We start from the raw sequence: 11,610 nt of genomic DNA on the forward strand, positions 1-11,610 counted from the left end.
ATTATTTTCTTAATTTTTTAAACCTCTCATTATATTGTTCTTTATCCGTAATAAAAATTTTAGTTGGTACTTTAAACCTTTCTAAGTTTTTATAACAATGTTTTCTTAAACGTATAGTAAATTTCTTGATATCCTCATAACTTAATAATTTAACTTTTACGCATACAATATTTCCTGTTATCAAATTCTTTTCTCCATAAACCGTTACTTCAGCAATATTACTCATTTTTTGAATAACATTCTCGATTTCTACAGGATATACTTTTTCGCCTCCAACATTAATAATTTCGGATTTGCGACCTAAAATTTTTATATATTCGCCTTTGACCTCAACTGAATCCCCCGTATTAAACCAACCATCTTTTGTAAACGGGTTAGGGGAATTTAGATACCCCAGCATTGACGATTCGGCTTTAATATGCAAAATTCCATCTACTATTCGCGTTTGGAAGCCTTCCCCTCCTATTTTCATCCAAAGGGAGTTTGAATTTTCAGACTTGGAACGCAATATTCCTACTTCGGAAAGCCCATACGTTTGTTGCAAATGAATATCAGGGAACAATTTATGAAAACGTTTCAATGTGCTTTCAAGCATTGGCTCCGTTCCATAACTAATTGTTTTAAGGGAATCAATATTATGTCGCTTATATGCTTCACTTAATAAAATTAAATTTATAAAAGTAGGAGAAGTCGGAAGCAACTCAACTTGATATTTTTCAACCGTTTCAAGTACGGTATCGGGAGTCCTTTCTTTAACTGTTACGATACATCCTGCATTTGATAATATATAAAATATAGTATTTATGCCGCCTATATGGTCATATAATAGAAACGTTATTGCTCTTAAGCTATTTCTCGGTGTTTTAAATTTTTCTAATATTTTAACTAAATCGTGGACAACCGCTTTATTTTTCCCCGTAGACCCTGAAGAGAATAAAATCAGTCCCGGATGACACAATTTTTTTAATTTATTATAAAATTCATTATTGGCAGAATTTGATAATTTAATTATTTCAATCTTATCTTTTTTGTTTATCCTTATAGAAACTTCTCCCTGAGCTATCCCAATAAATTCATCTTTATTTAATCTTACGGAATCGGCAAGCGGAATAATGATACAACCACATTCTATAAGAGCAAGGAAAAGAGCAATAGAATTTGGGGAAAAATCTGCTTCTAAAACGACCGCCGTACCTTTTTTAATGCCTTCAGACTTTATTGTTTTTTGCCAATAATCAATATTCTTTATTAACCATTTATAAGTATAAACTTTATCTCCCCAAATAATAGCGTCTTTGTGTTTGTTTTTATCAAATATCTCTATCAGAAAATCTATCGACATTAAATACCACCCAAAAAGATTGTTTGTCCCGTAACAAAATTACTTTCCGGTTGAATAAAAAAATCAATTACATTTGAAATATCCTTAAATTCAGTAAAGCGACGAATAGCCTGTTTGTTAATAAGATTCTTTATCTTTTCTTGTGGAATTGTCCGGATTAAATCTGTTTTTGTCGGGGTAGGCCCAATCGCATTCACTGTTATCCCGAAGTCGGCAAGTTCTTTCGCAAGTATTTCAGTAAGACTTATAACTGCCGCTTTGGAAGCAGCATAAATAGATTCTCCCTCAAGCTTTAGAGGAACGGCTACCGTAGTAAAGTTAATAATTCTACCATATTTATTAACTTTCATTAGTTTAGAGGCTTCCCGACAGAATAAAAAAGTTCCAACAATGTTAGTATTTAGAATACTTTCTACCGTTTTAAGAGGAGTCAAAAGAAAATGATTCATAGATGCTATCCCTGCGTTATTTATAAGAACATCTACTCGTTTATAAGTTCTACGAATCTCCGTAAAAAGTTGTTTTACTTTGTTTTCATCACAAACATCCAAACAAAAGTGTTGGTAATTTTTTAATTTATGTTCAAATGTCTCCCTACTGCACCCAATAACTTGAAACCCTCTATCACTATAGTATTCTGCTAAATATTTTCCTATACCTTTTCTCGTACCTGTAATTACTATTACCTTTTTTTTATTCATTGAATTTTCCCCTCCAATAACGTAAAAACATAATCCATAATGGTCTTTACGGTTCTAAATGGACTATTCTTTTGTGACATAGCTTTTTCATCTGCCAAAGTTATTGTAATTCCAAATTCTTCTTCTATTCTTTGTTCTATTGCCACAATGAGATTAACAAGTCCTAATGAATCCAACACTCCTAATTTTCCAAATAAAACAGTATCCTTTGTTTTTTTTAATTGTTTTGTTTTAGTTAATTGCTGATTGATTTCATCAATCACGCTAAAAACTATCGTTTCTACTCTTTCATTAAGAGACTTTTTGTTCATTTTTAATTTTTTACCCTATCTCTTTATTTATATGGCGTTAAATTTAGCTTCAAAATATTACTTTTTTTTAACCGTATACTATTTTTTATTGTTTTTTCAATAAAAGGCAACATTTTTTCCGCATATAATTCATTGCCTTTTTGTGATAAATGAAGCCGTTTCCCATTCTCATTAAGAAAAAAGGATTTGTCCTTTGAAGCTTTATCAAACAAAGCCTCTATATCACAAAGAATAGTATTGGTTTTCTTTGCTACTTTCCTAATAATAGAATTATAATAACGGTTGTTTTCATTGTAATCTTTATTGTTCAACATAAGTTTTCTTATCGGTATAAGATGGTTTGTGCTTAAAATTATTTCTTTTATTCCGGAAGTATAACATTTCTCAATAAGCTCCAAAAGATTATATTCAAAAGACATCGGATTAACTCTCGGGAATCCATTGTCGGAAAGCCAATAATTGCAATCATTCATACCAAACTGAATAGTAATAATATCCGGGTTGAAAACATAAATGTCTTTTAATCTTTCTAACCCATTTCTTGTTGTATCTCCATTTACTCCTAAATTGATATTATTAAACAAAATATCTTGTTTTTTATACTTTTTTAATCCATCATCTATTATTGAAGTCCATCGCTTTGTAATATCCCTGCTCTCACTTCCATCACCAAACCCATAGGTAATTGAGTCTCCAAAATAACAAATTCTAATTATACGCATTTTCTTTTTGCTGTTTTTACTTTATTAACCTAAATATCTTAATCGGATAAGGCGTGAACTCCATATATTTCATTCCCGCTGTTATCAACATTTCTTTTTCTTGCTTAAATTTAGAGAATATTTTATCTCTCATATACTCTTTGTTTAGAGTTCGTAAATGGACGTATTTATATTTTCCATATTTCACTTTATATTCTGGCAATTTATATACACTTAAATCTTGCTCCCATGGGACAGCTAAATAAAGAATACCTTTAGGTTTAATAACATCATATATATTTTGAATTACTCTCTCATCATCTATTACATGCTCTATCACATCCGTACATATTCCAATATCTATACTTTCATTATGTATAGGAAGCTTTTCCAAATCCGCATTTATTTTTATATTTACCTTCTTACATCTTTTTAAATAATTTGCCGCAATATCTATTGCAACAGTAGTATTAAAAGTCATTTTTCTTAATAAATACGCATCTCCACTTCCAAAATCAGCTATAATTTTATTATTTTGCGTTTCAGTATCTGAAAGAATAAAAGTCGCCATTTCCTGCTTTACTTCCATAGGAGTTTTTTCTTTTCTTAAATCATCTTCGCAAATTTGTTCATAATTTTCAAAGTAATCATCTTTTCTAAAATTCATCATAATAACTTTATCATCTATAATATATTGTCTGTTACACTTTTGACATATTATTTTATCTTTTAATAATCTTATAGAACCATTACAGTAAATACATTTAACAATTTTTTCTATTGTTTTTTTATTCATAACAATATAGAATTTTTAACAATGATTATTATTTTTCTATTCTTAAATGGGTAAATGTCTCTTTAATTCCATAGGTTTTATAATATTCTACAGCTTTTTTTATCCCCTCTTTTAAAGGAGTTGTCGTCTTCCATCCAAAATCTTTGTTTGTCTTTGATGGATCAAGCAATATCGTGTAAACATCCCCGGAATTTCTGGGTTGAACTTCAATGGGTTTGGTAAGTTTTATACCCATTTTTTCTACTATTGCATCAAATAATTCTTTTATTGAGTAATCTCCGCCCGAGGAAATGTGGTAATAACCATTATTTCCTTTTCCATAAATTGCAGGTAGCACGACCTCGAGCAAATCCTCCACAAAAACAAAATCCCTTCGTGTATCAGCCAGGTAACATTTTTGGCCTGTATTTAATCTCTGGTAAAAAGTAGGTACAGGACCACTTAAGTTTCTTGGCCCATACATATTAGCCAAGCGAAAAGAGATAAAATTAATACCACTTAATGTAATATATTGCTCACCTGCTGTTTTACTTATAGCATAACTACTACCTTCTGATTTTATTGGATGTTCTAATGTAATAGGTTGCTCCACAGGTTTTAATCCATAACATAAAGAAGTTTGAAAATATATTAATCTTTTTACCTTATGTTCTAAAGCAGCCTGAGTTATCAATGCAGTCCCATATACGTTTGTTCTTATATCTTCTTCCCAGTTTTTAGGGTCTTTATAAGAAGCAGCCGCGTGAACTACTATATCAGGACTAAATTCTTGAAAAACACTATTTACTAATTTAGAATCATAAATGGACCCCTCTACAATTTTCAAGTTACTATGTGGTTTTAAGTTGTCTCTTCTTCCGGTTGCAAAATTATCAATAACTAAAATATTTTCCCCTTTTAAAATTAGTTTATCTGCAATATTTGAACCTAAAAAACCGGCTCCTCCCGTAATTAATACTTTCATCTTTCCTCCCAATATTAGCTTTTATATTTTTTAAAATCGTCTATAAAAAGTTGATTCCATAATTCAAGACTCAATAGTCCCCATAATTTTCTATCAAATTCTTTACCTTTGTTTAAAAAACTTATAATGTCAAATTTTTCATTTAAATAATGCCTATGCTTTGCTTTGGATGAAGTAAAAATATCAAATATAAAATCTTTGAGAGGTCCCTTACTCCACTTATTCAGTGGCACCGGGAATCCCATTTTATCTTTTCTAAGTGATATTTCTTTAGGAAGTTCCTTGTCAAAAGCTATTTTCAGTAGTCTTTTTAATTTTCCGTCTTTAAATTTTATATCCGATGGAATTGTCGCTGCTAATTCAACAAGTTTATGGTCTAAAAATGGCACTCTAACTTCAAGCCCATTTGCCATGCTTACCCTGTCTTCAACATGTAATAGCGCAGGCAACAATGTTTTGAAATCAAAATGTGTCATACTATCAAAATATGATTCTTTTTCTACATTATTACTCCAATATAGTTTTTTAAATTCTTCAAACGGAGAATAATGCTTAAGTATTTCCCAATTAATTTCATCTTCAAATCCATTTGCCCTGTTTACTATTCTAAAATACCTTTTATCCCTATCATCAAAAACCCCATCACTCCAAAAATTTTCTAACAAGGGTTTGTATTGTTCTAAAACTTTAAGATTAGGAATAATAGACTCGTAAGTCACAATGAATTTCCCGCTGTGTAAAGTTCCCGAGATTGCACCTTTTATACATTGCTCAAAATAACATATTAAATATCTAACATATCCCCCAAAAATCTCATCTCCCCCTGTACCACTTAAAATTCCTTTTACAAATTTACTTGCAAGTTTTGCAACCATAAATTGTGGAAACGAACCGGGACCTGCAAGGGGATAATCTAAAGAATATATTATTTTTTTTATATTATCTACAAAATCCTTTTCCTTTATGTCTTTTTCATAAAGTGAAATATCTTTGTGTGCAGCTAAAATCCTGGCATATTTAGATTCATCATATTCTTCTTCCCCTGAAAACTTTCCTGTAAATCCTAAAAATCTTGAATTGTTCTTTATATCTTTTGCAGTAGAAGCAATAATCCCGGAATCTATACCTCCACTTATAAAGGAACCTATTTCAACGTCGCTTCTCAAGTGAATATTTATGGAATCAAATAATAACTCTTTTACCTTCTTTACAAAATATTCTTCTTTATGAGTAAAGTCTAAATTATAATATACTTCCCAATATTTTTTTATACTTATATCTATTTTACCTTTTTCAACTTTTACAAAACCAGAATGGGCTGGAAGTAATTGATATACGCCCTTAAACAAAGTCTTATCTCCAAGATAAAATTGAAAATAGATATAATCCTTCAAAGCATTGTTATCCATTTCTATATTATTCTTGAACGGAATCAATGCTTTTACTTCTGAAGCAAAATAAAATCTTCCATCCTCTATAAAATAATAGAACGGCTTAATCCCAAACCTGTCTCTTGCAATGAATAAATAGTTCTTTTTTTTATCCCATATAGCAAAAGCAAACATTCCTCTTAAGTGACTAACACATTTTTCTCCCCATTTTCTATATGCCTTCAAAATCACTTCCGTATCTGAATTAGTTCTAAAGTTTTCCTTTCCAAGAATATCTCTCAATTCTATATAGTTATAAATTTCTCCATTATAGCTAATAACCAGCTCTTCATCTTCCATTGGCTGGTCTCCCTTTTCTATATCTATAAGACTCAACCTTACATGCCCCAATCCCAATGTGTTGTTTTTATCACCCCATATTCCTTCCCCATCAGGGCCTCTATGTTTTTGAGATTTATTCATTTCCTTTATCATATTTTCAAGGGAATGCTTTGGCTCTTTTTTACAACTTAAAATTCCCGCTATTCCACACATATAATTTCCTTATTCAATAAATAAAATTCATTTATAAAATTATTTCAAACTTTCCATTGTGCTTTCGGGACAAAAAAACCGTAATTTTTATCTACACCTGGCAAATCTGATGAAATATAGAATTTATCTATTCCCCGAGAAGTATATATAATCGTTCTCTTCTCTGCATCCCATACGGAAGCCCCTATTTTATATGTCCCGGGAATTAATAACGGAAGTTCCAACTTAACTTCTACAAAACCTTCCCCTTCTATGTTGCCCATTTTTATAGTATCAATGGCTGTAGTAGTAGCACAACATTGAATACCATCAATAGTTCTTACTATTCCTACCGTAAACACAGGATTTTCTATTTTTTTATACGCATTATATGGTATTTTTGCAACTATAGTTTCCCCCATACGGAAAGTATCCTTTCGCACCCCTTTCTCATCAAACAACTCTATTTCTCCAATATGAATGATTTTTGAATCTATATTTGTAATATTTTCTTTGTTTTTTACGCCCGGCACCTGATTATAAACCCTTCTTTCATAATCATCAATAACTCTTTCGGAGTCACCGCTGTCTATTGTTTTTCCTTTTGATACTAAAATTGACTTTTTGCACAACCCTTTTACCGTAGTTAAATTATGAGATATGAACAGTATTGATTTATCTTCCATAAATTTCTTCATTCTTTCCAGACATTTCGCCTGAAAACTTATATCGCCGACCGATAATATTTCATCTATTAACAAAATATCCGGCTCGCTGTGAATCGCTATCGCAAAACCCAATCTTATATACATACCGCTGGAATAATGTTTCACGGGAGCATCAAGAAAATCCCCTATATCCGCAAAGTCCACAATGGAATCAAACTTCTCGTTTATTTCTTTTTTACTCATTCCTAATATCGCTCCATTAATATATATGTTTTCCCGTCCCGTCAACATTTGATGAAACCCTGCCCCGAGTTCTATAAGTGCACCAACTTTGCCCTTCATCTCTATCTTTCCCTTGTCCGGCATAAAGATTCCGTTCAGAAGTTTTAACAACGTAGTCTTTCCCGAACCATTTGGGCCGATAATTCCCAGCGCTTCGCCTTTTTTTAACTCAAAAGAAATCCCATCCAGCGCCCAGAACTCATCTTTTCGTAATTTACCGGAATTTCTGTTCATCCCAATGCTTGACTTTATAATGTCCCCCGCTCCGTATAACATTGAGTTCTTTAAACTCTTGCAGAACTTCTTGCTGACATTTTCTACTTTTACCACTGTTTCCGAACTTAAATCATTTTTCATAATATTATTCTAAACAAAACAACAAACCACAAGATTTCACAGATTTTCACAAGATTACAACAAAAGGAAAAGTACGATCCCATTTTAGCTAACTTTTCCCTATTTTTCCTATATATCACTCGTTATCGTTTTTGCAATATAATTTTTGCTTTGGAATCATTTTTTATCTTTACTTCGGATTTTTATTCGGGGGAACGGGGAAATAGGGTAAAAAAAAACCCTGGCAGTACTTACTCTTCCATCCCGTCACCAGGATAGTACCATCAGCTCCTGAGGCTTAACGACCGTATTCGAAATGGGAACGGGTGTGTCCCTCAGAATATAACCACCAAGATTATGTTGCAGAGAATATGCAAATAAATAGTTTTGTCAATAACTTTTTACAAAAAAGTGTTTAAAAGTAAGTTTCGGATTAGAAAAAACGATTGACAAGAAGACCAATCATATTAAAATAAACGACAGTTTGCTAAAATTTTTTTATTTTGCGACTAAAGTGTAATAAAAGAATATATGGCGGTGTAGCCAAGCGGTAAGGCAGTGGTCTGCAAAACCACTATGCAGCGGTTCGAATCCGCTCGCCGCCTTGCAAAAAGGTATATAAGTAGTTTTTTAATTATCTCATTCTATTTTTGCATTTTAATTTTTTTACAAACTCTTATGTTAATTAGAGATTGTTATCCCGTGTTAACGGGGGATTTTTGATTTAAAAATGAATCAATCTCCTTATGTTGTTTATACTTCAGATAAATCCGGGGCAAAAGGTTTGGGAATATGGAAAGATATGTTCCGGGAACTGCGGAAAAGCAAAGAGCTTATAATCCGCTTGTTCCTGAGAGATTTAATCGGCAGATACAAGCAATCTCTTTTTGGATATTTCTGGGTGCTCATAAATCCTTTTGTTGCAATCGGAACATTTATACTATTGAACAGAGCAGGGATTTTGAACATTAGACCGACGGACATTCCATATCCTTTGTTTGCATTGATAGGCTTATCTGTCTGGCAATTGTTTTCCGGTGGAGTAACGATAGGTTCTCATTCTATTTTAGCCGCAGGCAGTATGATTTCGAAAATAAATTTCCCGCGCGAAGCTTTGGTATTTTCAGCTATGGGACAGGTAATATTTGATTTCCTTGTACGATTTTGCCTGGTTATTTTACTTTTCATAGTATTCAAGTTTGTACCGAGTTGGGGAATATTGCTGTTCCCATTTGCGCTTATCCCGCTTATACTTTTAACGTTGGGATTAAGTATGATATTATCCGTCATTAATGCCGTAGTAAGGGACACTATGAATATGATATCCATACTTTTGACTTTCTGTATGTTTTTGACGCCTGTTTTGTATCCCGTACCAATTAGATTTTCCAGGCTTTTTAAGTTTAACCCGTTAAGTCCGTTAATTACTGCGCCAAGGGATTTAATAGCGTATGGACATATAAAAGAACCAACGGGTTTCGTCATTATGTCTGTAGTTTCTGTCCTCGTATTTTTGGTCTGCTGGCAGATATTCCACCTCGCAGAGACAAAACTTCCGGAACGAATGTAGTAGAAATATGCGTAGTTCACCCTCTAAACCATCTTTTCCAAAAATAGCATTTATAAAACCATACTGGGGAATACGAGAGTTTTTTTGCGGGACTTTCTATAGAGACTCCGAAGACAACAACTTCGTCGAAACGTTAACGGAAAAATTTAGGAACAAATTAAATATAAAAGGAACGATTATCCCCACAAGCAGCGGTAGAACGGCATTTGAATTAGCTCTAAAAGTTTTGAAAAACGAATATCCTAAAAGAGACAAAGTCGTAATCCCTACTTATGGATGCAAAGGCACTTTTGACCCTGTAATAAAAGCAGGACTGAAACCTGTTTTAGTGGATATAGGAGAAGATTTAAACATAACGTCTTCCACAGTAAAAGATTATTTAAACACAGAAGTTTTGGCACTACTTATCCCCCATTTATCCGGATGTAAAGCAGAAATAGAGAGCTTGGCAAAAATGGCAAAAGAAAAAGGCATAATCGTTATTGAAGATGTATGCCAGAGTTTAGGCGGTAGAGACTCTAAAGGTTTTTGGGGAACACAATACTACATGGCGATTTTCTCGTTTGGAATGGGGAAAAACCTGATGGCTACGTCAGGCGGGATGTTAGTTTCAAATATTCTTGAAAAAGAAATCCTTGAAGAATCAAAGAATTTGGGAAACGAAAACACCGGGACGGTAAAGAAAAGATTTGAAAACGTAGTGTGGAAATATTTCTTAAAAAAGGATATTGAGTTTGAAAGCAGGAATATAATTAGTTCTTATAAATACAATAAAATGCACCCGTTGGATGCAAGGTTATTGTCCATACAATTAGATAGACTGGAAACTGTTTTACAAAAAAGACGAAACAATGCCGAAAAAGTAATAAAAGCGCTAAAACAAACGGGATTGAAATTCCATTTACAGTGCGATAAAAATAATGTTTATACCAAGTTATCTCTAATATTTGAAAATGCAGACGAATGTTCCAAATTAAAAAGTAGTTTTCATAAAATGGGCATCGAGCCCGAAGAAATGTATACCCCATTGCATTTGAAAAATGCGGGAATAAAGTCTTGTTGCCCTTATTCTGAAAAGGTGTACAAAAATATATTCAATATACCCATACGACCAAACCTCAAGAATAAAGAACTGAATATGATTTTTAAGGCGATTCTTAATGCTACGTAAAACTATAGTAAAAAATGTAACAACTGGTAATAAATGTAATAACTGAAATCAATGTGACAGGTAGTATAATTAGTAACAATAAATTATAGCAAGCTCTTTGACGATAGTCATTAGAGATTGCTATCCAGAAGCGTAGTGTAGGACACTTTTTACAGTTCTTGCTTTTATTGCACAAAAAGGCTTGACTTTTTGTCAATTATTCAATAAGAATACTACATTATGGTTATTACAATAGACGGACCTGCCGGAAGTGGAAAATCTACAACTGCAAAACTTGTCGCACAAAAACTCGGATTCAAATATCTCGACACCGGCGCCACGTACAGAGTCGTCGCCCTTGCTGTCCTGAAAAATAATATATCCCCCTCAAATGAAAAGGAAGTAGAAAAATTAGTTCCCGAACTTAATATTCGTTTTGTAGATACAAAAATACTCCTGAATGATGAAGACGTTTCCTCCCAAATAAGAACCGAGGAAATCGGGAAACTCGCATCCCTTTGCTCCACATACAAAGGAGTCCGTGAAAATATGGTCAAACTGCAACGCAAAATAGCCCAAAATCAATCAATCGTTTGCGAAGGCAGGGATATGGGAACGGTCGTATTCCCGAATGCAGAAATAAAAATATATATGGACGCAAACGTTGAAACGAGAGCAAAAAGAAGAGAAAAAGAATTATCCGAAAAAGGAACTCCCGAAAGTTTCGAATCTATTATAGAAAGTATAAAGTCGAGAGATAAACAGGACAGCACAAGAAAACATTCCCCCCTGAAAATACCGGATGGTGCCATAGTTATAGATACCACAAACCTCAGCATAGAAGAACAAGTCATAAAAATTACAGAAATAGTAGGCAGTAGGTAG

11 protein-coding genes, 1 tRNA gene and 1 rRNA gene are annotated in these 11,610 nt (G+C 32.8%); 4 read left to right on the plus strand and 9 right to left on the minus strand.

Annotation, left to right across the window (positions count from 1 at the left end):
- Nucleotide 1 precedes the first annotated feature (1 nt).
- From WC614_10505 to rrf, 9 genes are all read right to left on the minus strand, one after another.
- A complete protein-coding gene (locus tag WC614_10505) occupies nt 2-1,342 on the minus strand; it encodes a fatty acid--CoA ligase family protein (protein MFA5033437.1) in 1,341 nt (446 codons plus the stop codon).
- A complete protein-coding gene (locus WC614_10510) occupies nt 1,342-2,043 on the minus strand; it encodes an SDR family oxidoreductase (protein MFA5033438.1) in 702 nt (233 codons plus the stop codon). Before WC614_10510 ends, WC614_10505 begins: the two co-directional genes overlap by 1 nt.
- The gene (locus WC614_10515) at nt 2,040-2,354 is read right to left on the minus strand and encodes an acyl carrier protein (GenBank protein MFA5033439.1); all 315 of its coding nucleotides are present in this window, start codon (nt 2,352-2,354) and stop codon (nt 2,040-2,042) included. The genes WC614_10510 and WC614_10515 overlap by 4 nt, the downstream gene beginning before the upstream one ends.
- 23 nt (nt 2,355-2,377) lie before the next feature.
- A complete protein-coding gene (locus WC614_10520; GenBank protein MFA5033440.1) occupies nt 2,378-3,076 on the minus strand; it encodes an SGNH/GDSL hydrolase family protein in 699 nt (232 codons plus the stop codon).
- 16 nt (nt 3,077-3,092) lie between these two features.
- Entirely contained in the window at nt 3,093-3,851 is a 759-nt protein-coding gene (locus WC614_10525) for a class I SAM-dependent methyltransferase (GenBank protein MFA5033441.1), read from the minus strand.
- Nucleotides 3,852-3,879: 28 nt separating this feature from the next.
- Nucleotides 3,880-4,815 (minus strand): NAD-dependent epimerase/dehydratase family protein, encoded by a 936-nt coding sequence (locus WC614_10530; GenBank protein ID MFA5033442.1) that lies wholly within the window; start codon nt 4,813-4,815, stop codon nt 3,880-3,882.
- Nucleotides 4,816-4,829: 14 nt separating this feature from the next.
- Nucleotides 4,830-6,740, minus strand: coding sequence for an asparagine synthase (glutamine-hydrolyzing) (gene asnB / locus WC614_10535; GenBank protein ID MFA5033443.1), 1,911 nt, complete (start codon nt 6,738-6,740; stop codon nt 4,830-4,832).
- Nucleotides 6,741-6,784: 44 nt separating this feature from the next.
- The gene (locus WC614_10540; GenBank protein MFA5033444.1) at nt 6,785-8,026 is read right to left on the minus strand and encodes an ABC transporter ATP-binding protein; all 1,242 of its coding nucleotides are present in this window, start codon (nt 8,024-8,026) and stop codon (nt 6,785-6,787) included.
- A gap of 218 nt (nt 8,027-8,244) precedes the next feature.
- Nucleotides 8,245-8,359, minus strand: a 5S ribosomal RNA gene (gene rrf / locus WC614_10545).
- A gap of 179 nt (nt 8,360-8,538) precedes the next feature.
- Between rrf and WC614_10550 the strand changes: the two genes are divergently transcribed.
- The 4 genes from WC614_10550 (at nt 8,539) to cmk (ending at nt 11,610) form a co-directional block, all read left to right on the plus strand.
- Nucleotides 8,539-8,610, plus strand: a tRNA-Cys gene (locus WC614_10550).
- Between the two features lie 125 nt (nt 8,611-8,735).
- Nucleotides 8,736-9,575: an ABC transporter permease gene (locus WC614_10555; GenBank protein ID MFA5033445.1), complete on the plus strand. Its 840-nt coding sequence runs from the start codon at nt 8,736-8,738 to the stop codon at nt 9,573-9,575.
- Nucleotides 9,576-9,582: 7 nt separating this feature from the next.
- Nucleotides 9,583-10,746: an aminotransferase class V-fold PLP-dependent enzyme gene (locus WC614_10560; GenBank protein ID MFA5033446.1), complete on the plus strand. Its 1,164-nt coding sequence runs from the start codon at nt 9,583-9,585 to the stop codon at nt 10,744-10,746.
- A 219-nt stretch (nt 10,747-10,965) separates the two neighbouring features.
- Nucleotides 10,966-11,610 (plus strand): (d)CMP kinase, encoded by a 645-nt coding sequence (cmk, locus tag WC614_10565; GenBank protein ID MFA5033447.1) that lies wholly within the window; start codon nt 10,966-10,968, stop codon nt 11,608-11,610.

The sequence above is a fragment of the bacterium genome (assembly GCA_041649255.1).
Taxonomy (GTDB): Bacteria; Hydrothermota; UBA3073; order JACQXS01; family JAQTXJ01; genus JAQTXJ01.

Coding starts and splice junctions, on each gene's coding strand:
- cmk (MFA5033447.1), top strand. CDS start 10,966: ATGGTTATTACAATAGACGGACCTGCCGGAAGTGGAAAATCTACAACT.
- WC614_10560 (MFA5033446.1), top strand. CDS start 9,583: ATGCGTAGTTCACCCTCTAAACCATCTTTTCCAAAAATAGCATTTATA.
- WC614_10515 (MFA5033439.1), bottom strand. CDS start 2,354: ATGAACAAAAAGTCTCTTAATGAAAGAGTAGAAACGATAGTTTTTAGC.
- WC614_10525 (MFA5033441.1), bottom strand. CDS start 3,851: ATGAATAAAAAAACAATAGAAAAAATTGTTAAATGTATTTACTGTAAT.
- WC614_10555 (MFA5033445.1), top strand. CDS start 8,736: ATGAATCAATCTCCTTATGTTGTTTATACTTCAGATAAATCCGGGGCA.
- WC614_10540 (MFA5033444.1), bottom strand. CDS start 8,026: ATGAAAAATGATTTAAGTTCGGAAACAGTGGTAAAAGTAGAAAATGTC.
- WC614_10520 (MFA5033440.1), bottom strand. CDS start 3,076: ATGCGTATAATTAGAATTTGTTATTTTGGAGACTCAATTACCTATGGG.
- WC614_10530 (MFA5033442.1), bottom strand. CDS start 4,815: ATGAAAGTATTAATTACGGGAGGAGCCGGTTTTTTAGGTTCAAATATT.
- WC614_10505 (MFA5033437.1), bottom strand. CDS start 1,342: ATGTCGATAGATTTTCTGATAGAGATATTTGATAAAAACAAACACAAA.
- asnB (MFA5033443.1), bottom strand. CDS start 6,740: ATGTGTGGAATAGCGGGAATTTTAAGTTGTAAAAAAGAGCCAAAGCAT.
- WC614_10510 (MFA5033438.1), bottom strand. CDS start 2,043: ATGAATAAAAAAAAGGTAATAGTAATTACAGGTACGAGAAAAGGTATA.